A 24,969-nucleotide genomic window follows, 5' to 3' on the forward strand; every position below is an offset into this window, starting at 1 on the left:
CTCCCGGCGAGGCCCAATCGCGCTGACTCACCGCGTAACACGGCGGTGCCCTCTGCAAATTCGAAGGAGAAACGCGCGCCGCACCCCGCCGGATCCTGATGTCTGCGTTGCCGGCCGCAGGTTTCTCCTTCGAATTCGGAATCGCAATCGGAATCGGAATCAAAAACAAAATCCGCCTTGTGTGAACCTTCCGGTGCGCTACCTCGTCGTACGGGTGACAGTAGTCCGCCCCAGACGAGAAGAGACCCCGATGGCCCCCCGTACCCGAGCAGCACTTCTGACCATGACCGGCCTCTCGGCGATCGGCGTGCTCGCCGGATGCGCCAGCACCGGCACCGCCGACGCCGGATCAGGAACCGCAGGATCCGCCCCGGCCGCCACCGCCACCACGCCCGCGGCCGGTTCTGGCGCTACGAGCGGCACGGCCACCACATCCGGCGCCTACAAAGACGGCTCGTACACCGAGCAGGGCACCTACTCGTCGCCCGGCGGCAAAGAGGTCATCAGCGTGAACCTCGTGATCGCGAGCGACGCGGTCAAGGCCGTCACCGTGAAGACCGTCAAGGCCGATCCGACCGCGACGCAGTACCAGAACAAGTTCATCGGCGGCATCGGCGACGCCGTCGTCGGCAAGAAGATCGACGACCTCAACGTCACCAACGTGGCGGGCTCGTCGCTCACCAGCCAGGGTTTCGCCGACGCCCTCGGCAAGATCAAGACCGATGCCAAGGCCTGACGTGCTGGAGGCACCGGACGTGCTCGAGGCACCGGCCGTGCTCGCAGAGCTCGACGCACCGGCCGTTCTCGACGCGATCGGACGGCATCGCTTCGAGGCGATCGGCACCGTGTGGCACATCACGACCGACCGCGCGCTCCCCGCCGACGTGCGCCGCGCGGTCGCCGAGCGCATCGAGCGGTTCGACCGCGACTGGTCGCGTTTCCGTGCCGACTCGCTGGTGAGCGCGATCGCCCGCACTCCGGGGCAGTACGTCCTTCCGGCCGATGCTGCGCCCTTGCTCGACCTCTACGCCCGGCTCGACCGCGCGACCGACGGCAGCGTCAACCCCCTGGTGGGGCGCCGCCTCGAGGGTCTCGGTTACGACGCCGCCTACTCGCTGGTCGCGTCGGCCGACCCGGTGGGCGTTCCCGCCTGGAGCGACGCGGCGACCTGGGACGGCCGCGTGCTCACCACCCGCGAGCCCGTGATGCTCGACATCGGGGCGGCCGGCAAGGGCTACCTCGTCGATCTGGTGGCCGGGATCCTTCGGTCCTTTGGGGTCGACGAGTACGTCGTCGATGCCGGGGGAGACCTGCTGCACCGTGGTGCCACGCCGGCCCGGGTCGCCCTGGAGCACCCCGACGACCCGTCGCTCGCCATCGGCGTCATCGAACTCGACAACGCCGCACTGGCCGCTTCGGCGCCGAACCGCCGCACCTGGGGTGACGGTCTCCACCACATCCTCGACGCGCGCACCGGCGAGCCGACCCGTGACGTTCTCGCCACCTGGGCGCTGGCGCCGACGGCGCTCGAGGCCGACGGTCTGGCGACGGCGCTGTTCTTCGGCGGAGTCGACGAGCTGCGAGCCGCGGGGGTCGGTGATCGGTTCGAGGGGCTCAGGATCCTCCGCGGCCCGGTCGTCGAGGCTTCTCCCGCGTTCGAGGCGGTGCTCTTCGCATGACCGCCACCTCGCCCTCCGCGGCCCGGGCGTCGGTCGGCCGATCGCCCCGGAGCCTCTCGACCTGGCTCGACTCCGTCACCGCCCGCGTCACCATGTACCGGCTCGTGCTCATCGCACTGCTGGTCGTGGTCGCGGCCGCCCTCGTGACGAGCGCCGCCGGGCTCATCGCCTACGAGCCCCTCGCGATTCTGGCGAACGGCGCGGCGGTCGTCGTCGCGACGCTCGTCAGCAATCGGCTGTTCGCGCTGGTCTTCCGCGTCCGACCGCACACCGAGTCGTCGCTCGTCACGGGGCTCATCCTGCTGCTGCTCTTCCAGCCGTCGATGACGACCCTCAGCGTGGGAGCGGTCGCCCTCGCCGGCGTGATTGCCTCGGCGTCCAAGTACCTGCTGGCCGTTCGCGGACGCCACGTGGTCAACCCGGCCGCGTTCGCCGCCGTCGTGATCAGCGTCGCGCTGCCGGCGGCCTTCCCCGGGTGGTGGGTCGGCGCTCCGGCTCTGCTCCCGGTCGTTCTCGTGGCCGCCCTCGTCATTCTTCACCGCACCCGCAAGCTGCCGCTCGGAGCCGTCTTCGTCGTGGTTGCCACGGTCGGCGTGGCCCTCGCCGGGTTGTCGTTCGGCAGTTCGCTGTCGGCGGCTCTCTCGGCGGCCGTGCTCTCGTCGCCGATCGTGTTCTTCGCCGGATTCATGCTGACCGAGCCCCTGACCCTGCCGCCCCGTCGCTGGCAGCAGCTCGCGTTGGCCGTGGTCGTCGGCGTGCTCTTCGCCGTTCCGTTCCACTTCGGTCCGCTCTACGGCACTTACGAGCTCGCCCTCGTCATCGGGAACATCCTGGCGTTCGCCGTCGGGCAGCGCCGCGGTGTGCGGTTGGAGTTCGTCGAGCGGCGTCGACTGTCGCCGTCGAGCTGGGAGCTGTCGTTCCGCCCCAGGAAGCCGATCCGTTTCCAGGCCGGCCAGTACCTGGAGCTCGGCCTGCCGCACTCCGGTGCCGACACCCGGGGTCAGCGACGCACCTTCAGCATCGTGTCGCCGCCCTCCGAGCGCGACGTCGTCCGCTTCGGCATCAAGACCGCTGATCGTTCGAGCAGCTTCAAGACCCGGCTGCTCGACCTCGACCCCGGCGAGCGAGTCACCGGAACCCTCGTGGGCGGCGACTTCCTCCTGCCGCGCGACGAGACGGTTCCGCTCCTGCTCGTCGCCGGAGGCATCGGCATCACTCCGTTCGTCAGTCATCTTCGCGACGTGCAGGCCCGGTCTGCCTCCACCGACGCCGTGGTGATCTACTCGGTGTCGACGCCCGACGAGGCCGCCTACCTCGACGAGCTGCCCCTCGGCGGTCGACTCCGCGGCGTCCTTCTTGCAGCGGAGAGCCCGTCGGCGCTTCCCGCCGGGTGGACCTACGGCGGGAGCGGGCCCCTCACCACCGACCTGCTGCAGAGCACCGTGCCGGACGCCGGGTCGAGGCGCGCCTACGTGGCGGGATCGCCGCGGCTCGTGAGCGGCGTGCGCCGGATCCTGCGCTCCTCGGGTGTGAAACGCGTCGTCACCGACGCCTTCACCGGATACTGAGACACAGGAGGCGACCATGCCCGAGAAACGAACGCCGCTCGGCGACCGCGGAGCGCTGCTCCAGGCGGTCCACGACGCGCATGCGCCCGCGCTCCACCGGTACGTCGCCCGGCTCACCAGCGATCCCGCTCTCGCCGAAGACATCGTGCAGGAGTCGCTGCTGCGGCTCTGGAAGAACCACTCGCTGCTCGAATCGGACGACCTGGCCGCGCGCCGGTGGCTGTTCACCGTCGCGCGCAACCTCTCGGTCGACGAAGCTCGCAGCGCCAGGAGTCGGCATGAGATCCAGTCGGAGCTCGTGCCCGAGCGCGCCAGCCCGGACGAGACCGACGCCAGCCTGTCGAAGTGGTTGCTGCAAGACGCCCTCAAATCGCTCAGCCGCGAGCATCGGGCCGTCGTGATCGGCGCCTATCACCTAGGGCTGCCGATTGCCGAGCTGGCCGCGCAGGCCGGCGTTCCCGAGGGAACGATCAAATCGCGCCTGCACTACGGCCTGCGGGCCCTCCGGCTGGCACTGCAAGAACGAGGAGTGACCCAATGACGAATCACCCCGAATCGGTTCCCGGAGATCATCCGAGGCGTTGGGACGCCGCGTACGTGCTCGGAGCGCTGACCCCCGCCGAGAGTCTCGAATACGAGGCGTACCTCGACGAGCACCCGGCGGCGCGCGACGACGTCGCCGATCTCGCCCGTCTTCCCGGCCTGCTCCGATCGATCTCGGTCGACGAGGCGTTGGCGCTGCTCGACGACGAGCCGACCCACGACGTCGCCGCCGGCACCTGCACGGTGCAGGCACTCGCTGCTCGCGTCTCGGCCCGTCGACGTCGCCGCCGTGTCGGAGCGAGCCTCGTCGCGGCCGCGGCGGTCGTCGCGCTGGTCGTCGGCGGCTACACGCTGGGAGGCCTCACGGCGGGGGCATCAGGATCCTCGGAACCCTCTGCCGCCATGACGCCCGCGGGCGGAAGCCAAGTCACCGCCGACATCGCCCTCGCCTCGACGAAGTGGGGCTCGCGTCTCGACTGGGAGTGCTCGTATGCCACGGCGTGGAAGGGCGGATCGGGGTCGTACGACCTCCTCGTGACCGACGACAGCGGCGCCCAGACCGTCGTGGCCTCGTGGCAGGCGATCGGCGGAAAGGCGACGGGTCTGACTGCGGCGACCGCTATTCCCGCGGCGTCGATCCGGGCCGTGTCGATTACCGTGACGGGCAGCACCGTGCCGCTCGCGACGCGTCACTTCGAATAGCTCGCGCCCTGCGTCGTCGCTGCCGCCTCCGAATTTGAAGGGGAAACGCGTGCAGCACCCCGCCGGATCCTGATGTTTCCGGTTCCGGCGGGGTGCTTTTCCTTCGAATTTGCAAGCAGGGAGCGGCTAGGCCTTGCTAGGCGCGGTGGTTCGGGTGCGGCTCGTGCGGCGCCGAGCTCGGCGCGTCGACGGGTGCCGGTGCGGCGTGAGCGTGAGCATGCGAGCCCGGAGCGGCCGAGGATCCCTCGCCAGCCGTCTCGGCATCGGGGTGCGAGCGCTCGAGCTTCGCGCCTTCCACATCGACGTCGGGCACGATGCGATCGAGCCACTTCGGGAACCACCAGGCCGACTTGCCGAGCAGGTGCATCGCCGCCGGGATCAGCAACATGCGCACGACGAAGGCGTCGAGGAGCACACCGAAGGCGAGCCCGAAGCCGATCGGGCGGATCGTCGACGACTCCGAGAAGATGAAGCCGGAGAACACCGAGATCATGATGATCGCCGCGGCCGTCACGACGGCGCGACCGGCGTAGAGGCCGCGCTGAACGGCGATCTTGGCGGGGGCGCCGTGGGCGTACGCCTCCCGCATGCCCGACACCAGGAACAGCTGGTAGTCCATCGCGAGACCGAACAGCACACCGACCTCGATCACGGGCAGGAAGCTCAGGATCGGGGCGGGGTCGTGCACGCCGAACACTGCGCTGGCCCAGCCGAACTGGTAGACCGCGGTGAGGGCGCCGAAGGTCGCGAGCAGTGAGAGCACGAAGCCGGCGGTCGCGGTGAGCGGCACGAGGATCGAGCGGAACACGAGGATCAGGATCAGCAGCGACAGTCCAACCACGAGCACGAGGTAGATCGGCAGCGCGGTGGCGAGCTTCTCCGAGACGTCGATGTTGGCGCTGGCGTTGCCCGCGACACCGAGGGTGATGTCACCGGAGTCGGACGTGACGGGCGACATGTCGCGCAGAGCGTGCACGAGGGTCTCGGTCGATTCGCTCGACGGGCCGCCCTTCGGCACGACCTGGAACGCCACGAGCGTGCCGTCGTTCGAGGCGCCGATCGGCACGACCGCCGACACGTCGCTCTTGGCCGAGATGGCATCGCCGACCGTGATCTCCTGCTTCAGGAGGTCGTCGCCGGTCGCCTTCTCGGGCAGATTCGCCACGACGACGAGCGGGCTGTTCTGTCCGGCGCCGAACTCCTTCTCAAGGGCCTTGTAGGCCTTGTACTGGCTGGAATCGGTGGCCTCCGACGAACCATCGGGCAGGCCGAGCCGCATCTGCATGGCGGGCAGGGCGACGACACCGAGCACGACGACCCCGACGATGAGGGTGACGACGGCGCGCCAGGTCTTCATCGGCGAGTTCGGCACCCGGGTCGAGCCGGTGTTGCCGATGGCCGCGCGCTCTTTCTTGCGCAGGATCCGGATGCCCACCAGAGAGAGCATCGCCGGCGTGAACGTGATTGCCACCAGGATTGCCACGAGAACCGCCGCAGCGCCAACCGTGCCCATCAGGCCGAGGAACGGAATGCCGGTGACGTTGAGCGCGAGGAGCGCCACGATCACGGTCGAGCCGGCGAAGACGACGGCGTTACCCGAGGTGCCGTTGGCGAGGCCGATCGACTCGTGCAGTTCCATGCCCTGCTTGAGCTGGTTGCGGTGCCGGTTCAGGATGAAGAGGGAGTAGTCGATGCCGACGGCGAGACCCAGCATGATGCCGAGCACCGTCGTGACCGAGTTGAACTCGACCACGCCCGAGAACGCCATGGCGCCGAGCACGGATGCGCCCAGTCCGACGACCGCGCTGAGGAGCGGCAGGATGGCGCCGATGATGGTCGACAGCATGATCAGCAGCACGATCGCCGCCACGATCACGCCGACCACCTCGCCCGGCCCCACGATGCTCGGCACGCCCGCGGCAATGTCGCTCGAGACGTACACGTGCACGTCGTCGATGCCCTTGTCGGACTTCTCCACGATCGCGGTCTTGAGGTCGGGGTCGACCTCGTAGGTTCCGGTGGTGAACTGGACGGAGCCGACGGCGGTGGTGTCGTCTTTCGAGACGAAGCGGATGTTCGACGAGAGGTCGAGCACCTTCGAGTTCAGTTCGAGCGTGGTGCTCTGGGCCTCGAGCTTGGCGGTGCCCTCATCGATCTTCTTCTGGTTGGCCTCGAGGGTCGCGGTCTGCGAGTCGAGCACCGACTGCTGCTGGTCGAGCTGGGCCTTTGCGGCCGCGTACTGACCGGCGGCCTTGGCCTGAGCGACCGCGGAGTCGAGCTGCTTCTGGGCGCCCGCGAGCTGGGTCGTGCCGGCGTCGAGCTGATCCTGCGAGTCGGCGAGGGTCGTCTTCGCATCGGCGATCTGCGCACGACCATCGACGATCTTCTGCTTGCCGTCGTCGAGCTGCGCCTGCGTCGTGAACGGATCAGTGGTCGCCTTGACTCCCGACATGTCGCCGACGTCTTTCAGCCACGCCGAGATGTCCGACTTCTCGGTCGATGTGAACGCCTTGCCGTCGTCGGTCTCGAAGACCACGCTGCCCGACCCGCCCGACGCTTTCGGGAACTCGTCGGCGAGCTGGTTCGTCACCTTCTCGGTGGCCGTGCCGGGAATGCTGATCGACGACGAGATCGTGCCCTTGAAGAGCGAGAACCCGACACCGGCGAGCCCGATGATCACGATCCAGGCGACGATGACGACCCAGTGTCGGCGCGCCGAAAAGCGCCCGAGACGGTAGAGGAGACCGGCCATTGTGGAGCCCGAGCCTTTCAGTTCTGTGCGGTGGAGGAGGTGGGGTGCGCCGGTGAACCCCGGGGAGCCGTCTGGCGACGGACGAATAGGTCAGGAGCCCGAAGAGTAGCCGGATCGGAGTGTGCTCGTGAGGCGGTTCAACAGGTGTCGCCACTGGCTTCGCGAGTCGTCGTCGAGCCGGACGCCGCAGAGCAGCACCCAGCGTTTCGCGATGACCAGGACGCCGCTCATCAGCGAGTGGACCAGGATCTCGACGTCGAGGTCGTCGACCCCGGGGTGGCGGCGGGAGGCTTCGACCAGCAGCCTCTCGGCCACTCGGGTGAACGCCTCGTCGCTGAGCGTGTCGCCGCGCGGATCGTCGACGTCGGGCGCGCCGAGCAGGCTGCCGATGCTGGCGATCGTCGCCGGCAGGTCGGTCGACTCGAGGCTGGCAGTAATCTCGTCGAACAGGGCGAGGAGCGTGTCGGCTCCGACCGGCCGGGTCGCGACGGCCGACACGAAGTCGTCGATGATCACGTCGAGGATCTCGGCGCACAGCGTCAGGAGGATCTCGTCGATCGACGCGAAGTGGTTGAACACGGTGCGCCGGGCGATGTCAGCCCGTTCGGCCAGTTCGTCGGCGCTGAAGAAGGGCCCGGAGCGTTCCGCGACGAGCGACCGGGCAGCATGGAGAATGGCCGCACGGTGTCGTGCCTTGAGGGCCGCTCGGCGATCGGGTGCGGTGGTCACCGGGGCAGCGGATGAGGGGCGAGCGTCGGGCACCTGTTCACACTAGGTGCATCGATGCACCGAGTGCACGAGCATGCATGCGATTCGCAGGAAGACCCCGTCGATATTGCTCTCCCTTGACCAGCAGTTGACAGATCCTTAGCTGTGGGCGATCGTCAGCCCATGCCAATGGCCGATCTCGTCCTCGAAGGTGGGGGAGTCAAAGGATCCGGTCTGGTCGGCGCGGTCGCGGCCCTCCAGTCCGGCGACGACCCCTACGTGTTCCAGCGCTACGCCGGTTCCAGCGCCGGAGCCATCGTGGCCGCGCTCCTGGCCGCCGGGTACTCGGCCGGAGAGCTCAAGACCGTCATGGACGAACTCGACTTCCGCCGCTTCCGCGATCTGCCGCTTCCCTGGCGTGTCGTTCCCGGAGCCGCCACAGTCGGTGCCGCTTTCGGCCTGGTGTTCCGTCGCGGACTGTACCGGACCGCATTTCTCCACACGTGGATCGCGGAGAAGCTCGCGGCGAAGGGTGTGACGAAATGGGCCGATCTGAGAGACGAGGATCCCGACAGCGCCCTCCCTGCCGAGCGCCGCTACCGGCTCGTCGTCGTCACCTCCAACGTCTCGGCCGGCCGCATGCTGCGCGTGCCGTGGGACGTCAGCGATCAGCTCGGCGTCGACCCCGACACGATGCTCGTCGCCGATGCCGTCACCGCGTCCGCGTCGATTCCCTTCTTCTTCCGGCCGAAGCGGCTCGGCCGTGCCCTCGTCGTCGACGGCGGGCTCCTCTCCAACTACCCGATCGCGATCTTCGACCGGCACGACGGGCGATCGGCGCGCTGGCCGACCCTCGGCATCAAGCTGTCCGCCCGCGAGGCGGCAGGCGCCGAGAAACCCGGGGAGGCGCGTTCGATCTTCGCGTTCGCGGTGTCGGTCGCACGGACCCTGATCGGTGCGCATGATCGCGTCTATGTCGCGGATCCTTCGTTCGCCTCCCGCACCGTCTTCGTCGACACGACCGGGTACTCCTCGATCCAGTTCGATCTGTCGGCCGCCGACAAGGAGGTGCTGTATCGGCGCGGAGTCGATGCGGGCGAGAAGTTCGTGCGCTGTTGGGACTACGAGAAGTGGAAGGCCGGCGACTACGCCTCGATCATTGCCGGGGTGCCCCGAGACGCCTGACCCGCCCGCCCCGCCCCGCCCCGCCCCGCCCGAATTTGAAGGAAAAACGCGAGGCAGCGGCCCCCGATCGGCATGAAGTCGTCGGCCGGGCGCTGTTTCTCCTTCAAATTCGGAGATGGGGGTCAGAGATCTACTCGCCGTCGCGCTTCGCCTGCTGGCCCGGGTCGCGTCCGGTGATGGGGAAGGGGCCGGTGACGCCCTCGCGGATCGCGGCGATCTGCAGGATCCGGTCGCGCTGCAAGAACCAGCCGAGGATCAGCAGCGGGATGATGATCACGAGCGAGGCGACCGTGATGGTGCCGATCGGCCAGTCGATGGCCATCAGCACCAGCACTGCGACGAGGAACGCCAGGGTGATCCACGAGGTGTAAGGCGCACCCGGCATCCGGAAGGTGGGCGCTTTCGCCTTGCCCTCCTTGACGAACTGGCGGAACTTCATCTGGCACAGGATGATCGTCGCCCAGGCCGTCACGATGCCGAGCGCTGAGACGTTCAGCACGATCTCGAACGCCTGGTCTGGCACGATCGCGTTGAGCCCCACGCCGAGAAGGGTGATCGCCGCAGTGAGCAGGATTCCACCGTAGGGCACCCCGCCCTTCGACATGACCGTCGTGAACTTCGGTGCGGAGCCGTTCATGCCCATCGAGTGCAGCACGCGGCCGGTCGAGTACAGGCCGGCGTTGAGGCTCGACAGAGCCGCGGTCAGCACGACGAAGTTCATGATCGAGCCGGCGATCTCACCCACCTGGGGGTTGCCGAGACTGCCGAAGAAGGTGACGAACGGGCTCTCACCCGCCTTGTACGACGTGTAGGGGAGGAGGAGCGAGAGCAGTACGAGCGAGCCGACGTAGAAGACGGCGATGCGGATGATCACCGTGTTGATCGCCCGGGGCACGACCTTCTCGGGGTTCTGGGTCTCACCCGACGCGGTGCCGACGAGCTCGATCGCCGCGTAGGCGAACACGACGCCCTGGATGATCAGGACGGCCGGGAGCAGACCCTTCGGGAGGATGCCTCCGTTGTCGCGGAGCACGGCGAGACCGGTGTCGATGCTGTTGCCGTCTTGCGTGACCGGGAACGCTGCGGCGAGCCAGACGACGCCGATGATCAAGAAGATCACGAGGGCCGTGACCTTGATGAGAGCGAACCAGAACTCCATCTCGCCGAAGACCTTCACGGCCACGAGATTCAGGCTGAGCACCACGGCCAGCGCGATGAGCGCGAGAAGCCACTGGGGCGCCGACGTGAAGGCACTCCAGTACTGTAGGTAGAGGGCTACAGCGGTGGTGTCGACGATGGCGGTCATCGCCCAGTTCAAGAAGTACATCCAGCCGGCCGCGTAGGCGAACTTCTCACCGAAGAACTCGCGGGCGTACGAGATGAACGAGCCGGACGACGGGCGATGCAGCACCAGCTCGCCGAGCGCGCGCAGGATGAAGAACGCGAACACGCCGCAGATGGCGAACACGATCGCGAGGGCCGGGCCCGCCGTTGCGAGGCGCCCGCCGGCGCCGAGGAACAGCCCGGTGCCGATCGCGCCGCCGATGGCGATCATCTGCAACTGGCGCGGCTTCAGGCCCTGATGGAAGCCCTCCTGCTCGTGCGAGAAGTCTTGGGCGACGAACTCGTCATTCGCCGTGCTGTCGGGGCCGGCTGCGTTTTTCGGGGAGCCAGTGCCCCCCGTGGTGGGGGTCGTCATTGCGGCACGGTACAAGTATTCCAGGCTCACCGCCAGTCGGCATTTCAGGATCCGCGGGGTGGTTCTCAGCGGGCACCGGGTGACAACCCGGCAAACGTCTTGGAGAAAACGGGCGTTCTCGAAGACGCCGTCACTAGGTTGATGAGCGTGTCACTAGCTCCCCTCGACCGGCCGCGCCGCCCCGTCTCCATCAGCACTCGCGCTCTCTCCGACGACCTCGCGCAGGTCTCCGTTCCCGGCCAGGTGCTCGGTTACGTCCGCTCCCAGTGGAACGGCTTCGCCGCCCTCCGCGGGGTACATCTAGCATCCGCTCAGCTCGTCGGAACCTACGCGACTCGCGGCCTGGCGCTCGAGGCTCTGCGGCTGCGCCCTCGCTCGATCTAGTACTCCGTAGGCTGGGTCGATGACCTGGTTACAGCCCGTCCTGTCCGTTGCCGCGGCCGTCGTGATCGCCTTCGTGGTGTCGGCGATCGTCTCCCTCGTGTTCAAGCTCGTCGCGAAGAGGGAGGAGTGGGCGTCGCGCCTCGTCGCACGGGTGCGTCGGCCGTTCCGAGTGACCCTGCTGGTGGCCCTCGTGTGGATCGCGTTCTCGCTGTCGATGGACGACGTGGCACCGAATTACCCGGGGCACGAGATCGTGGCCCAGGTGTTCCGGTGCCTGTTGATCGTCGTCGTGGCGTGGCTCATCGGATCCTTGGCCATCTTCTTCGAAGACCTCGGGCTCGCCCGCTACCGTCTCGATCAGCCCGATAACCGGGTCGCCCGGCGTCTGCGCACACAGGTGCTGATCATCCGGCGTCTGACGGTCGCGTTGATCGTGATCATCGCGGGTGGCGCGATCCTGCTCGGATTCCCGGGTGTCGAGGCCGTCGGCGCCAGCGTTCTGGCAAGCGCCGGCCTCGTCTCGGTGATCGCCGGTCTCGCGGCCCAGTCGACTCTCGCGAACGTCTTCGCCGGGATCCAGCTCGCCTTCAGCGATGCGCTGCGGGTCGACGACGTCGTGGTCGTCGAGACCGAGTGGGGCCGCATCGAAGAGATCACCCTCACCTATGTCGTCGTCCACATCTGGGACGACCGCCGCATGGTGCTGCCCTCGACGTACTTCACGACGACCCCGTTCCAGAGCTGGACGAGGCGCAACTCGGAGTTGCTCGGCTCGGTCGATTTCGACCTCGACTGGAGAGTGACGCCGGGATCGATGCGACAGGAGCTCGACCGGATTCTCGACTCCACCGAGCTGTGGGATCAGCGCGTGAAGGTGCTGCAGGTGACGGACGCCGTGGGCGGTTTCGTGCACGTGCGCATTCTCGTGTCTGCGGTCGACTCGGCTTCGCTGTTCGACCTGCGATGCCTGGTGCGCGAGGAGCTGATCTCGTGGATGCACGAGCACAGTCCGCAGTCGATGCCGCGCACCCGGGTGCAGATGGTCGAGCAGGAGGCCACACCGCGCGGCGCGAAGCCGAAGTCGACCGCGGGGGAGTCGGCCCTCTTCACCGGCGAGAACGCCGACGCCGACCGGGCCGCGCTCTTCACGACGTCCATTCCCGTGATCGATCGCGACGAGGTCTAGCCGCATAACGACGCGGTCTGGCCGAACCGACCTGGCGCGCCACGTCGATTCGGCCGAACCGCGTCGGTTCGCTCGCTTGGATCAGTCGGCGTCGTTGGCCGCGTCGACGACGTTGCCGACCGCGATCGCGGTCGATGCGGCCCAGGCGACCCAGAGCAGCACGAGGCGCCAGTCACGCGGACCGCTCTTCGTGGCCTTCAGCGCGCTGAAGCCGCTGAACGCCGCGCTGATGATGGCTCCGTTGAAAAGAAACTTGCGCACGCAGTACTCCTAAAGTCGAGGAATTCCGAGCGTACCCGGACCCACGCCCGTCCTGCCCGATCACCGCTGTCCGCCCCAGACACCGCAACCCACTAGGGTTTCAATTCTCATGAAGACAGCCCTCATCGGCGCGGGTCTCGCTGTGGTCGGCATCGTCGCCGCGCTCACGGGAATCCTGTCGCCCTCCGCCCTCGTCGAACTCCTCGACCGTGTCGCCCCCGTCCTCGGCTTCGTGATCGGTCTGACGATCGTCGCCGACCTCGCCGCCGAGGCGGGCCTGTTCTCCCGGCTCGCCAGCGCCGCAGCCCGTTTCTCGCTGGGCCGAGTGTGGGTGCTCTGGCTGCTGGTCGTCGTGCTCTCCGTGCTCTGCACCGTCTTTCTGTCGCTCGATACGACCGCGGTGCTGCTGACACCGGTCGTCGTGCTCGTCGCCCGCCGAGTGGGAGCGTCGCCGCTCCCGTTCGCCTTCACAGCCATCTGGATCGCGAACTGCGGATCGCTGCTGCTGCCGGTGTCGAACCTGACCAACCTGCTGGCCGTGCATGCGCTCGGCAACCCCGCACCACTCTCGTACGCGGCATTGGTCGGCCCTGCGGCGGCGGTCGGGATCCTCGTCCCGGTCGTCGCCATCGCGATCCGCTACCGGCGTGAGCTGTCGGGGCGTTTTCCGGCCGTCTCGTCCGAACCCGCCTCCGACCGGCCGCTCTTCGTCGTCGCGGCCGTGGTCGTCGTGCTGCTCGTTCCGGCTCTGGTCTCGGGCATCGAGGTCTGGATTCCGGCGGCGGGTGCCGCTCTCGTGCTCGTCGTGGCGTTCGCGATCCGGCGCCGGGCCGCATTGAAGCTCACGCTGGTGCCGTGGGGAACGCTCTTGTTCGCGTCCGGTCTCTTCCTCGTCGTGGCGGCCGCTCAGGCGCTCGGGCTTGCTCGGCTGCTCGGCGACTTGGTGGGCACCGGCGACGACTTCGGGTCGCTGCTCCGTCTGTCGGGGGGCGCCGCCCTGTCGGCCAACGCCGTCAACAACCTTCCCGCCTATCTGGCGCTCGAGCCGGTCGGCGGCTCCGAGCTGCGGCTGGTCGCGATCCTCATCGGCGTCAACCTCGGCTGCATCGTGACGCCGTGGGCTTCGCTCGCGACGCTGCTGTGGCACGGCCGACTTGCCGCCCTCGACGTCGAGGTGCCGTGGAAGAGGTTCATCCTCGCCGGCCTCGTGCTCACCGTCGTGATGCTGCCGCTGTCGATCCTGGCGCTGGTCGCCCTCTAGTCGGCGTCGTTCCGCCGCCGTGTCACGTCAACGAAGAATCCGCTAGCGCACCCACACGACAGTGCCGTTGAGGTCGCTCAGCACGGCGGCGATGCCCGCGCGCAAGGCCCGGCCCGCTCGCTCGTCGGTGAACGTCGAGGCGTCGTAGTGGCTCGGGGTGCCGAGACCCTCGCCACGGAACCCGGCGCCGGTCCAGTCGGCCGCGGTGACGTTCGAGGTCGGCTCGGCGATCTCGGCGCCCAGCACCAGGAACTGCTGGTGCAGGGCACTGGGCGAGAGGGCGGCGAGCGGGTCGACCATGGCGTTGCCGACGCTGATCACCAGGTCGGCCTTCTTCTCGACCGCTCTCGTGACGGCAGCGAGCCGGTCGTCAGCGGACGAAGCGACGACGGGCGTCACCCTCACATCAGCCGAGGAGGCCCACGACTTCACGGAGCGGACCAGCGTTCGTGTCGCGGCGTCGTCTCCGCTCGACAGGAGGACGACCCGGTATCCGGCCGGCGGGTGCACGGCGTCCCACGAGCCGGGCTCGGGGCGGAGCGTTCCTTCCGGCGCGGGCGGCTTGTCGGGGTCGTAGAAACCGGCACCGAGCGCCGAGGCGGAGCTCGTGACGGTTGGCGCCGAATCGGTCCCGTTCGAGTCGATCCCGGTGGGCGACAGTGCGCTGCCGCACCCGCTGAGGAGGAGCGCCGCGGTGACGGCGAGCGGCCCCAGGGTGAGGAATGCGCGGCTCTTCACGAGATCTCCCGACGTGTGATGGTGCGTGATCGCCACAATGCAATCACGGCGATCGGGCGCGAAAGGGGCGAGCGTCGATCTGTCTGCGGGCCGGTCACCGACTGTTCCCCTCCCGTCCACCCGCACGCGCAATCGTCTTGCCAGTGACCCGTCTCAGCAGTGCCCTGCTCCTTCTCGCCCTCCTCGCGGCGTCCGTGTTCGTCGGCGCTTCGGCTGCCTCGGCCCACGGATTCTCGTCCGTCGTGTACGCGCACGTCTCGTCGACCGAGCCGGAGCGCGTGCAGGCGAAGCTCGCCCTCGAGTACGACCTGATGCTGGTGTCGGTGGGCACCAGCGAGAAAGACGACGCCTTCTATCGCGTGGGCCAGAAGGCCTGGGACGACGGCGACTATCCCGGCATGGTCGAGGCGGCGGAACAGAACCACGACGCCCTGGCCGACTACGTGTCGAAGCGGTTCAGCGTGAGGGCGGCCGGCGGCGAGAAGTGCACCGCCGAACTGCAGAAGAACGTCACCGTCGACCTCCAGGACGAGGTGCCCTACGCGAACCTCGTCGTCGACTACAGCTGCCCCGCCCCGTCGAAGACTCAGAGCGGGCACACGGTCACATCGACGCTCTTTCCCGACAGCGAGACGTTCGTGACCGGCACCAAGACGATCGTGGTCTACGCCGTCGACGGGAAACAAGGATCCGCGACCCTCGACGCTCAGCAGAAGTCGTTCTCGACCGAGCAGACCTCGTTCCAGCGGTTCGGTGAGTTCTTCCGCCTCGGGGCCGAGCACCTCCTCGGCGGCATCGACCACCTGCTGTTCCTCGTCGCGCTGATCGCCGGATCGCGTCGGCTCCGGGAGGTCGTCCTGGCCGCGTCGGCGTTCACCGTCGCGCACTCCATCACGTTCATCCTCGCCGCTCTCGGCGTCGTCAGTCCGCCGTCGATCGTCGTGGAGCCGCTCATCGCCCTGTCGATCGCTGCGGTCGCCGGGTGGTATCTGTGGCGGCTCTGGCGTCGTCGCTCCGGCGCCGACGAGCTCGTCGTACCGGCGTCGGCAGGGCACTTCGCCCTCGATCGTGCCGGCTGGGCCCGACTCGCGGTCGTGTTCGGATTCGGCCTCATCCACGGGCTCGGCTTCGCGGGAGCCCTGGGCATCCACGAGGCGTTCTCGGGGCAGTTGCTGATCTCGCTGCTGATCTTCAACGTCGGAATCGAGGCGGTCCAGCTGGCGATCATCGTCCTCGTGTTCCCGCCCCTGTCGGTGCTCCGCAAGCGGGCACACCGGGCGTCACTCGTCGTGACCGGCATCGTCACGGCGGGGGTGTTCGTGATGGGGATGATCTGGTTCGTCGAGAGAGTGGCCGCGGGCTGAGGTCGGCCGGGCCGGATCCTGCGTTCCGTGCAAGAAGGCCATTCAGCGTTTACTTATCGTTTGTGCGGCTTCGGCAAAGTCTTTCGTGCATGACCTCCTCTGATCACGAGAAACGGACCATACGCATGAGCTTCACCACAGTCGCCGACAGCCGGCGCAGATCGACCTCACTCCGTGTCGGCGGGGTGTTCCTCGGGGCAGCGCTGCTCGCCGGCGCCTCCTTCATCGGCACCAGCCAGGCGGAAGCCGCCACGAACACCCCCACCAGCAACATCTCGGCCACTGGCGCGCCGATCCACATTCTGCTCGGCGTCGGCGCAACTGAGAGCCAGCGCATCGCCTCCTGGTACTTCCCGACGAACGTCGACCAGTCGCTCGTGATTCAGAAGACCAGCGAGATGACCGGCGGCGCCTTCACTCCGGCCGCGCAGACCATCGCCGCCAGCAAGGCGCTGAACACGGCTGCCGACACGAGCACCACCGACTCGAACACGAAGTCGATCCCCGGCATCACCGCGGAGTCGGGCTACATCAACGCGCACGCGACGATCTCCGACCTGCAGCCGAACACCAGCTACACCTACCGCGTCGGCGCGGCGGACGGCAGCGCCTGGTCGACGTCGTACACGTTCACGACGAAGAGCTTCTCGGGTGACTTCGACTTCCTGTTCTTCGGCGACCCGCAGATCGGCTCGTCGGGCTTCACCGACGACGACGGCGCCGGCTGGGCTGCGACGCTCAACTACGCCACCACGAACACGCCGAACGCCGAGCTCCTCGTCTCGGGCGGCGACCAGATCGAGCACGCCAACAACGAGTACGAGTGGGGCGCCTTCGCCGACAGCTCGTCCATCCTGAAGCAGTACCCCTGGGCTTCGACGATCGGCAACCACGACGTGGGCGGCAAGTCGTACGAGCAGCACAACAAGGTGCCGAACTCGCTCAAGGTGCCGGACTTCTACCCGGGCGGCGCGACGACGACGACCTCGGGCGGCGACTACTGGTACATGTACAAGGGCGTCCTGTTCATCGACATCAACTCGAACGCCTACTCGGGCGGCTCCGACGCTCAGCACGTGAGCTACGTCCGCGACGTCATCAACCGCTACGGCGACGACGCGAAGTGGACCGCGCTCGTCTACCACCACTCGATCTACTCGCCGGCCGACCACGCGAACGACACCGACAACCAGCAGCGTCGTTTCGACTTCACGAAGGCCTTCTCGGATCTCGGCGTCGACGTCGTGCTCCAGGGCCACGACCACAGCTACTCGCGCAGCTACGCCATCAAGAACGGCAAGAAGGCGAACAAGGCCGAGCAGCCCGCAGCCCCCGAGGTCTTCGCCGGCCCCGGCGGAGTCATCTACGTGACCGCCAACTCGGCCTCCGGCTCGAAGTACTACGACCTCACCACGCCCGACGCCACGCAGGGCGGCTACGGGGCCGACCCGCTCGACCCCACCGGCAAGCGCCACTGGGCTAACTCGGTCGAGAACCAGGAGCACGTCCGCACCTACACGAAGGTGTCGGTCACCGATTCGAAGCTCAAGGTCGACACCGTCCGGGCCGGTGACTGCTCCGCTCCGAACTCGGCCGTCGTCAACGGCAAGGTCTCGAGCTGCGGCGTCACGCTTCAGCCGACGGCCACCGCCGACCCGGCCGCGATCGGTTCGCTCGTCGACAGCTTCACGCTTCTCGGGGCGCTTCCGACGACCACCACCACGGTGAGCGTCTCGAAGTCGTCGCAGGCCTACGGCTCGGCTTCGCCGGTGACTGTCACCGCGACCGTCTCGGGCGGAATCGGCACGCAGGGCGGCGAGGTCACCTTCTTTGAGGGCACCACGAAGCTCGGCACGGCGACCGCGACAAACGGCAAGGCCAGCCTCACGCTCCCGAAGACCTTCGCGATCGGCAGCCACGCCATCACGGCGTCGTTCGCGAACGACTCGGAATACTCAGGATCCGACTCGGCGTCGAAGAGCACGGCGGTCACGGTCACCAAAGCTCCCTCGACCACGACCCTGAAGTACTGGGCCAAGAAGGTCACCGTCTCGGTCAAGGCGTCCGGCCTCACGGTCGGCGGCACCGCCACGATCAAGGACGGCACGACGTCGATCAAGAAGGTCACGATCGCGTCCGGCACCGGGTCGGCAACGGTCTCGCTGAAGAAGGGCACGCACAAGCTGCACGTCGTCTTCTCGGCGACGCCCAAGATCGCCTCCAGCACCAGCTCCACGCTGTCGGTGACCGTCAAGTAGCCCGAATGGCACGACGGCGCTGAGTCGCCGAAAGTGCAGAAACGGCCCCCGAACTACGGTTCGGGGGCCGTTTTCGTGCACTCGCCAGGGCCCGAAAAGAAGGCGCGACTAGCGGGCGAGCTCGACGCGCGGGGCGGCAGCCGCGCGGCCTTCCTGCAGCGCCACGCGAGCGAATGCCAGCGTCTCGCGGAGCAGTGCAAGCCGGACCGTGTCGGATCCTGCCTTCTTGGTGTTTACCTCGGCGATGATGGATCCCGACCAGTCGCGCGCCGCCAACTCGCGGAGCACTGCGGCGACCGGCTCTTTGCCGCGGCCGGGTACGAGGTGCTCGTCGAAGATGCCGCCATCGTCCGAGACGCGCGAGCCGTCGCAGAGATGCACGTGGCGGAGCCGCCCGTCGAGGGCCCGGGCCAGCTCGAGTGAGTCGCGGCCCGACAGCGAGGCGTGCGAGAAGTCGAGGGTGGCGGCGTCGCAGTCCATCAGGCTCGGATCCCAGCCAGGCGCGTACATCTTCATCGACCGACCCGCGATCTTCCACGGGAACATGTTCTCGACGGCGACGGTGACTTCGTAGCGGCAGGCCACCGCTCGCACGACGTCGAGGAACTCCTCGGCGTAGCTCTGCTGCCAGCGGAACGGCGGGTGCACGACGACCGTCGACGCACCCACTTCGCGGGCGAGTTCGGCTGACCGCTCGAGCTTGACTCGCTGGTCGCGGCCCCACACGAAGTGCGTGAGCAGCAGCACGGGTGCATGGATCGAGAGGACCGGTTGCCCCGTCTCGCGCGAGAGCTCGAGGATCCGAGACGCGCGGTGCGTCGCCGGATCGTTCGTGACCATGATCTCGACGCCGTCGAATCCGACCTCGCGCGACAGCGAGAAGGCTTCGGCGAGGCCGAGGGGGAAGGCGCAGGAGGTGCTCATGCCGACGCGAATCATGGCGCCACGGTAGATCGTGCATGTGGCGTATCAGTGAACGCTACGTGGCTTGTTACAGCCAGTCTCGCCGCTTGAAGGAGGCATACAGCGTCAACGAGACCGCGACGATAGCGATGCTGGAGAAGATCACGCCGCCCTCGTGCCCGAAACCGGGGAAGGGCACGTTCTGGCCGAAGTACCCCGTGATGGCCGTGGGCACCGCGATGATCGCGGCCCAGCTCGTCACCTTCTTCATCACCAGGTTCATGCGATTGCTCTGGATGCTGAGGTTCGTGTCGAGGATCGTCGACACGAGGTCACGCAGGCTGTCGGTCTGCTCAATCACCCGCAGCACGTGGTCGTACACGTCTTGGAAGTACGGACCCATGTCGGGGGCGAACTTGGTGTCGTCGCGACGCAGCAGGGTGTTCAGGATCTCGCGCATCGGGTTCACGACGCGGCGGAGCGTCACGAGGCTCTTGCGCAGGGCGAACGACCTGCGCTGGATCTCCATCGTCTGCTGCTTGATGTCGAAGAGGTTCTCCTCGAGCCCGTCGATCGCGTCGTCGAGGGCGTCGGCCGTGTCGTACTGGTTGTCGACGATGCGGTCGAGGAGCCCCCAGACGAGAAAGGCCACGCCTTTCGACGAGAGATCCTTGTTGTCGTCCCAGGTCCTCATCAGCTGCGTTGCGTCGAATCCCTCGTCGTGGATCGTGACCATCGCCCTCTTGGTGATGAACGCCTTGACCTCGTGCGTCGCCATGGTGCCCGAGTCCTGATCGAAGGCGACGTTGTACATCACCGCGAACAGGAAGTTCTCGTACCGGTCGAGCTTCGGTCGCTGGCTGGGCTCGAGGGCGTCCTCGATCGCGAGCTCGTGCAGGTTCATCTCGTCGCCGACCTTGTCGATGTCGGCTTTCGTCGGATTCACGAAGTCGACCCAGATCATGCAGTCATCGGATTCGAGGTAGTCGCTGACGTCGTCGATGGCGAAGTCTTCGCCGACGAGTTCGCCGGCGCGGTAGGCGCGGGTGCGGTGCATTCCGAGATCGTAGCCCGGCGCTCCAGTGCGAATTTGCGAGCGATCCTGTCGACGCACCCCTGCACGGCAGTAACGGGTGAGGACGCCGCCGCCGATCGCTCTCAAATTGACGATGTGCAGGACGCACTCCTCGGGTCAGGCATCTCCCCGGCCTCTGCGCCTTCACCGCCATCCGGGCGGCGTTCGGGCACTGACGCGGGGCAGACTGAAGCGATGAGCTTTATCAAGACCCGGCCCGACGCACCCGACGGCTTCTTCGAGGCCGAAGCGGCGGGGCTCGCGTGGCTCGGCGAAACCACCGCCGACGGGGGAGCGCGCGTCGCGGGCGTCGACGAGGTCGCACCAGGGCGCATCGCCCTCGAAGAGATCCACGAGGCGCGGCCCACTGTCGACGCGGCGCGCGCCTTCGGCGCCGCACTCGCCGTCACGCACGCCGCCGGAGCCGCCGCCTTCGGCGCACCGCCCACCGGCTGGAGCGGCCCCACCTTTATCGGCAGCCGCCCGATGCGAACCGACCCGAAGCCCACCTGGGGCGTCTTCTACGCGCAGCAGCGCATCCTGCCGTACGTCGAAATCGCCGTCAAAGCCGGAACCGTCACCGAGACCGAAGAACGCAGGATCCGAGACACCTGCGACGCGATCTCACACGGAGCGTTTGACGATGGCGACGCGCCGTCGAGGCTCCACGGCGACCTCTGGGCCGGCAACGTGCTCTTCTCGGCCGGCGGCGTCGTCCTCATCGATCCTGCGGCGCACGGAGGCCACCGTGAGACCGATCTGGCGATGCTCGCGCTCTTCGGGTGCCCGTTCCTCGACGACCTCCTCGCGGCGTACGACGCTGCCGCGCCGCTTCGTGCGGGCTGGCAGGAGCGGGTGCCGCTGCACCAGCTGCACCCGCTCGCGGTGCACGCGGCCGGGCACGGCCGGAGCTACGGGGTCGCGCTGGCCCGAGCCGCCGACGCGACCCTCGACCTGCTCTCGTAGCCTGCGGGGCTCGGCCCGTCGGATCCTGCGCTCGCCCGTGCAGGGTCCTGCGGGGCCCGGCCCGTCGGATTCTGCGCGAATTTGCGAGCGATCCGCGCGCCGCACCTCCGTGCGGCAGTCACGGGTGAGGCGGCCCACCCCATGCACTCTCAAATTGGCGCCGCGACGACGCCGAGCCCAGCATCGCAACGACGCTCAACCGACCGGTTCGACCCGCTGATAGCCTTTGAGCGCCCGGGGCGAAGCCCCCGAGAGATCGAGCGGAGCACCTCTTCACCATGTCTGACCAGGCCGAACACCCCGCCACTGAGCCGACCACCGGCGAGACCTACGGTTTCGTCGTCGTCTCGAACCGCCTTCCCGTCGACCACACCATCGGCGAGAACGGCGACGTGAAGTGGGAGCACTCTCCGGGCGGGCTCGTCACCGCGCTGGAGCCCGTCATGCGCGTCAACGACGGCGCCTGGATCGGCTGGGCCGGCAAGCCCGACCTCGAGTTCGAGCCTTTCGAGAACGACGGCATCAACGTCGTGCCGGTGCCTCTCAGCGCCGAAGAGGTCGAGCGCTACTACGAGGGATTCAGCAACGACACCCTCTGGCCGCTCTACCACGACGTCATCTCGGCGCCGACCTACCACCGCGTCTGGTGGGAGTCGTACGTCAAGGTCAACCGACGCTTCGCCCAGCGTGCCGCCGAGGTCGCCGAGCAGGGTGGTGTCGTCTGGGTGCAGGATTACCAGCTCCAGCTCGTGCCGCAGTACCTCCGCGAACTGCGCCCCGATCTGACGATCGGCTTCTTCAACCACATCCCGTTCCCTCCCCTCGGCATCTTCTCGCAGCTGCCCTGGCGCGAGGCGATCCTGACCGGCCTGCTCGGGGCCGACGTGATCGGGTTCCAGCGCGCCGACGACGCCTCGAACTTCTCCCGGTCGGTTCGTCACCTCCTCGGCTACGCGACCACCCGCCCCTACATCGACGTGCCGGTCGACGACGAGTCGGCCCCGCTCGAGCGACGCGGCAAGAAGGTGCGCCGGGTGCTGGCCAAGCAGTTCCCGATCTCGATCGACTCCGCGGGCTACGAGGCGCTGTCGCGGCGCCCCGATATCCAGGCTCGGGCGCGGGAGATCCGTGAGGGTCTCGGCAACCCCAAGACGGTGATCCTGGGCGTCGACCGCCTCGACTACACCAAGGGCATCCGCCACCGTATGAAGGCGTTCGGCGAGCTCCTCCACGACGGCCGTCTGGATGTCGAAGACGCCACCCTCGTGCAGGTGGCCTCACCGAGCCGTGAGCGGGTGGCCGCTTACATGGAGCTCCGCGACGAGATCGAGCTGACCGTGGGGCGCATCAACGGCGACTTCGCGACGATGAGCCACACCGCCATCAGCTACCACCACCACGGCTACCCGCGCGAAGAGATGGTCGCGCTCTATCTCGCGGCCGACATCATGCTCGTCACGGCCCTTCGCGACGGTATGAACCTCGTCGCCAAGGAGTACGTGGCTGTGCGCCACGACAACGACGGCGTCCTCATCTTGAGCGAGTTCGCCGGTGCGGCCGACGAGCTGCGAAGTGCGTTGCTGATCAACCCGCACGACATCGGCGGCCTCAAGAACACGATCATGCGCGCCATCGAGATGCCGAAGCGCGACCGGGTCACGCGTATGCGCGCCCTCCGCCGCCGTGTGCTCGACAACGACGTCGCGGCCTGGTCGGCGAAGTTCTTGGAGGCGCTGGCCGATGTGCGGCCCGGCCATCGCGTCGCCGCTCCACCGAAGGGGTCCGAGGTGGCGTCGAACGACGCCGCATCGACCGACGGCTCGGCCTCGTCGGAGCCTGCAGCATGAGCGCCGTGACGCCGAACGTCGGCTCGACCCCGGCCGAATCGTCCGACACCGCTTTCGCTGACGCCCTCGGCATTCTCGCGACGGCCCCGCGCCTCCTGGTCGCGCTCGACTTCGACGGCACCCTTGCCCCCGAGGTCGATGCGCCGCTCCACGCGCGTGCTCTTCCCGAGGCGCACGAGGCCATGTTGCGACTGTCCGGACTGCCCGAGACGCACGTCGCGCTCGTCTCCGGTCGTGCCCTCGACAGCCTGATCGAGGTCTCGGAGGCGCCCGACTCGATCTTGCTGGTGGGCTCGCACGGGGTGGAGTACCGCATCGACGGCGATGCCGAGGTCGGGCTCGACGACGACGAGCAGGCGCTCCGAGCCGAGCTGCAGACGATCCTGACCGAGGTCGCCGCTCCCTTCGACGAGGTCCATGTCGAAGAGAAGCCCGCCGGGTTCGCTTTGCACACCCGGCTCGCCGACGCCGAGGTCACTGCCACCGTCGAGCGAGAGGCTCGGCGTCGCGTCGCCGAGACGGCCGCAGGAGCCACCGAGCGGGCGGGCAAGAACGTGCTCGAATTCGCGGTCCGCAGTGCCTCCAAGGGCGACGGCCTCGATCGACTCCGCGAAATGACGGGTGCAACGGCGATCTTCTTCGCGGGCGACGACGTGACCGACGAAGACGGATTCCGCGCTCTGACGGCCACCGACTTCGGCCTCAAGTGCGGCCCCGGCGAGACGGCGGCGGGCTACCGGGTAGCCGATCCGGCCGCTGTCGCTCACGTGCTGGCCGATCTCGCCGAGCTGCGCGCGCATCTGGGCCGCTCCTAGCCTCCGCCCGCCTCGCCGGCCGCCGGAGGGCGTCCAGCGTTGGCTGTCGGCGGTCTGCTCTCCGGGCGGCAACGTCTCCCGTGTCGAGAGTGCCGAAGTGGGGGTCTTCGACGGCCCCAGGGCCCCATTCGGCCACTCTCGCACTGTGGCAGGCCCACTGCCCTCTCGCGGGCGGTATTTTATCGCCTCTTACCGAGCAGGTCAGCGCGTCGGCGCGTGATGTAGTCGTGAAGTGCCGGAACAGCCCGCAAAAGCGCACAATCGACCCATGGACGATCGTCGTCGTGATCTTGAGCGCCGGGTCTACGGCCGAGCGACGCCCGACCCGGCCGATGTCGCGGAGCTGAACCGTCTGCTCGGCGGCACGTCCGTGACGAAGCGGGCAGCCCAGGATCCTGCGCTCGCCCCCGCCGAAGGCGACGCCGGAGGGCAACACGAGCCTCGCGCCCGCCCCGCTCGCGCCTGGCTGGCCGGGGGAGTGGTGGCCGTGATCGCCGCCGCCCTGATCGGGGCCGGCGTGTCGCAGTCCATCCGTGCCGCGAGCACCGGCGACAGTCCGGGCACCCCCGTGTCGAGCGCCGTTCAGCGGGCGAGCGCGGCCGACGGTGCCGTCGCCGAAACGCTCGGAGACGAGTACTTCGACCAGGTGCAGACGAAAGGCGACATCCCCGACGTGACCCTGCCTCGCATCGACGCGTCGAGCACGCGGCGCGTCTTGGCGCAGTGGGGGCAGTCCGACGGTGGGGCCGGCATCTGGGTCGCCCGGGGCACCGATCGGTCGTACTGCCTCGTCTTGAGCGTCGGATCCACGCGCGGAGCCAGCTCGTGCACGCCGCGGGCCCAGGCTGCGGCGACGGGCGTGCGCCTCGATCTGGTCACGGCCGGTGGCGCCTCGATCTCTGCGCGGTGGAACATTTCCGCCGGGATCCTCGGGGTCTCGCCGTTCCCCGCCGGGCAGAAATCGCCGGAGTCCGTCGACCTCTCGGCCACGCCGCAGGCGAGCACCCACGTCACCCTCGACACGAGTTCAGGCGCCATCGTCGTCCGGTCCGGTGCGCCCTCGACGAAGCCCTAA

The 24,969-nt window shown here is 68.1% G+C and carries 22 protein-coding genes; 15 read left to right on the top strand and 7 right to left on the bottom strand.

What is annotated here, in order from left to right:
* Nucleotides 1-250 precede the first annotated feature (250 nt).
* The 5 genes from EDF39_RS15505 to EDF39_RS15525 are packed head-to-tail and all read left to right on the top strand — an operon-like array spanning nt 251 to nt 4,492.
* Nucleotides 251-736, top strand: coding sequence for a hypothetical protein (locus tag EDF39_RS15505; RefSeq protein ID WP_123944527.1), 486 nt, complete (start codon nt 251-253; stop codon nt 734-736).
* Nucleotides 723-1,679 carry an FAD:protein FMN transferase gene (locus EDF39_RS15510; protein ID WP_123944529.1) on the top strand — a complete coding sequence of 319 codons (957 nt, stop codon included), beginning with the start codon at nt 723-725 and terminating at the stop codon, nt 1,677-1,679. The genes EDF39_RS15505 and EDF39_RS15510 overlap by 14 nt, the downstream gene beginning before the upstream one ends.
* Entirely contained in the window at nt 1,676-3,247 is a 1,572-nt protein-coding gene (locus tag EDF39_RS15515) for an FAD-dependent oxidoreductase (RefSeq protein WP_123944531.1), read from the top strand. The genes EDF39_RS15510 and EDF39_RS15515 overlap by 4 nt, the downstream gene beginning before the upstream one ends.
* A gap of 16 nt (nt 3,248-3,263) precedes the next feature.
* Nucleotides 3,264-3,788 carry a sigma-70 family RNA polymerase sigma factor gene (locus tag EDF39_RS15520; protein ID WP_123944533.1) on the top strand — a complete coding sequence of 175 codons (525 nt, stop codon included), beginning with the start codon at nt 3,264-3,266 and terminating at the stop codon, nt 3,786-3,788.
* The gene (locus EDF39_RS15525; RefSeq protein WP_123944535.1) at nt 3,785-4,492 is read left to right on the top strand and encodes an anti-sigma factor; all 708 of its coding nucleotides are present in this window, start codon (nt 3,785-3,787) and stop codon (nt 4,490-4,492) included. Before EDF39_RS15520 ends, EDF39_RS15525 begins: the two co-directional genes overlap by 4 nt.
* Before the next feature lie 136 nt (nt 4,493-4,628).
* Here EDF39_RS15525 and EDF39_RS15530 read toward each other — a convergent pair whose 3' ends face one another.
* Both EDF39_RS15530 and EDF39_RS15535 read right to left on the bottom strand, forming a co-directional pair.
* Complete coding sequence (locus tag EDF39_RS15530; RefSeq protein ID WP_123944537.1) at nt 4,629-7,244, bottom strand: MMPL family transporter; 2,616 nt, start codon at nt 7,242-7,244, stop codon at nt 4,629-4,631.
* A 90-nt stretch (nt 7,245-7,334) separates the two neighbouring features.
* Entirely contained in the window at nt 7,335-8,006 is a 672-nt protein-coding gene (locus tag EDF39_RS15535; RefSeq protein ID WP_123944539.1) for a TetR/AcrR family transcriptional regulator, read from the bottom strand.
* 129 nt (nt 8,007-8,135) lie between these two features.
* On the opposite strand from EDF39_RS15535, the gene EDF39_RS15540 reads away from it, so the two are divergent.
* On the top strand, nt 8,136-9,137 hold the full coding sequence (locus EDF39_RS15540; RefSeq protein ID WP_123944541.1) for a patatin-like phospholipase family protein: 1,002 nt from the start codon (nt 8,136-8,138) through the stop codon (nt 9,135-9,137).
* Between the two features lie 130 nt (nt 9,138-9,267).
* On the opposite strand, the gene EDF39_RS15545 is transcribed toward EDF39_RS15540, so the two are convergent.
* Complete coding sequence (locus tag EDF39_RS15545; RefSeq protein WP_123944543.1) at nt 9,268-10,836, bottom strand: amino acid permease; 1,569 nt, start codon at nt 10,834-10,836, stop codon at nt 9,268-9,270.
* 147 nt (nt 10,837-10,983) lie between these two features.
* On the opposite strand from EDF39_RS15545, the gene EDF39_RS15550 reads away from it, so the two are divergent.
* The gene (locus EDF39_RS15550) at nt 10,984-11,220 is read left to right on the top strand and encodes a hypothetical protein (RefSeq protein WP_123944545.1); all 237 of its coding nucleotides are present in this window, start codon (nt 10,984-10,986) and stop codon (nt 11,218-11,220) included.
* 19 nt (nt 11,221-11,239) lie between these two features.
* Complete coding sequence (locus EDF39_RS15555) at nt 11,240-12,406, top strand: mechanosensitive ion channel family protein (RefSeq protein WP_123944547.1); 1,167 nt, start codon at nt 11,240-11,242, stop codon at nt 12,404-12,406.
* Between the two features lie 81 nt (nt 12,407-12,487).
* Here the strand turns inward: EDF39_RS15555 and EDF39_RS15560 are convergent, their stop codons facing one another.
* Nucleotides 12,488-12,667 (bottom strand): hypothetical protein, encoded by a 180-nt coding sequence (locus EDF39_RS15560; RefSeq protein WP_055958951.1) that lies wholly within the window; start codon nt 12,665-12,667, stop codon nt 12,488-12,490.
* A gap of 52 nt (nt 12,668-12,719) precedes the next feature.
* Between EDF39_RS15560 and EDF39_RS15565 the strand changes: the two genes are divergently transcribed.
* Entirely contained in the window at nt 12,720-13,928 is a 1,209-nt protein-coding gene (locus EDF39_RS15565) for an SLC13 family permease (RefSeq protein WP_255410132.1), read from the top strand.
* Nucleotides 13,929-13,970: 42 nt separating this feature from the next.
* On the opposite strand, the gene EDF39_RS15570 is transcribed toward EDF39_RS15565, so the two are convergent.
* Nucleotides 13,971-14,666 carry a hypothetical protein gene (locus tag EDF39_RS15570; RefSeq protein ID WP_123944551.1) on the bottom strand — a complete coding sequence of 232 codons (696 nt, stop codon included), beginning with the start codon at nt 14,664-14,666 and terminating at the stop codon, nt 13,971-13,973.
* Nucleotides 14,667-14,809: 143 nt separating this feature from the next.
* Between EDF39_RS15570 and EDF39_RS15575 the strand changes: the two genes are divergently transcribed.
* Both EDF39_RS15575 and EDF39_RS15580 read left to right on the top strand, forming a co-directional pair.
* A complete protein-coding gene (locus EDF39_RS15575) occupies nt 14,810-16,030 on the top strand; it encodes a HupE/UreJ family protein (protein WP_233573164.1) in 1,221 nt (406 codons plus the stop codon).
* A gap of 125 nt (nt 16,031-16,155) precedes the next feature.
* Entirely contained in the window at nt 16,156-18,288 is a 2,133-nt protein-coding gene (locus EDF39_RS15580; protein WP_123944555.1) for an Ig-like domain repeat protein, read from the top strand.
* A 108-nt stretch (nt 18,289-18,396) separates the two neighbouring features.
* Here the strand turns inward: EDF39_RS15580 and EDF39_RS15585 are convergent, their stop codons facing one another.
* Nucleotides 18,397-19,227: a sugar phosphate isomerase/epimerase gene (locus tag EDF39_RS15585; RefSeq protein ID WP_123944557.1), complete on the bottom strand. Its 831-nt coding sequence runs from the start codon at nt 19,225-19,227 to the stop codon at nt 18,397-18,399.
* Nucleotides 19,228-19,279: 52 nt separating this feature from the next.
* Complete coding sequence (locus EDF39_RS15590) at nt 19,280-20,248, bottom strand: magnesium transporter CorA family protein (protein WP_123944559.1); 969 nt, start codon at nt 20,246-20,248, stop codon at nt 19,280-19,282.
* Between the two features lie 213 nt (nt 20,249-20,461).
* On the opposite strand from EDF39_RS15590, the gene EDF39_RS15595 reads away from it, so the two are divergent.
* The 4 genes from EDF39_RS15595 (at nt 20,462) to EDF39_RS15610 (ending at nt 24,969) form a co-directional block, all read left to right on the top strand.
* Nucleotides 20,462-21,232, top strand: coding sequence for a fructosamine kinase family protein (locus EDF39_RS15595; protein WP_123944561.1), 771 nt, complete (start codon nt 20,462-20,464; stop codon nt 21,230-21,232).
* Nucleotides 21,233-21,510: 278 nt separating this feature from the next.
* Nucleotides 21,511-23,079, top strand: coding sequence for a trehalose-6-phosphate synthase (locus tag EDF39_RS15600; RefSeq protein WP_123944563.1), 1,569 nt, complete (start codon nt 21,511-21,513; stop codon nt 23,077-23,079).
* The gene (gene otsB / locus EDF39_RS15605; RefSeq protein WP_123944565.1) at nt 23,076-23,894 is read left to right on the top strand and encodes a trehalose-phosphatase; all 819 of its coding nucleotides are present in this window, start codon (nt 23,076-23,078) and stop codon (nt 23,892-23,894) included. Before EDF39_RS15600 ends, otsB begins: the two co-directional genes overlap by 4 nt.
* A gap of 268 nt (nt 23,895-24,162) precedes the next feature.
* On the top strand, nt 24,163-24,969 hold the full coding sequence (locus EDF39_RS15610) for a hypothetical protein (RefSeq protein ID WP_123944567.1): 807 nt from the start codon (nt 24,163-24,165) through the stop codon (nt 24,967-24,969).

Origin of the sequence: Frondihabitans sp. PhB161 (assembly GCF_003814635.1) — a bacterium.
Taxonomy (GTDB): domain Bacteria; phylum Actinomycetota; class Actinomycetes; order Actinomycetales; family Microbacteriaceae; genus Frondihabitans.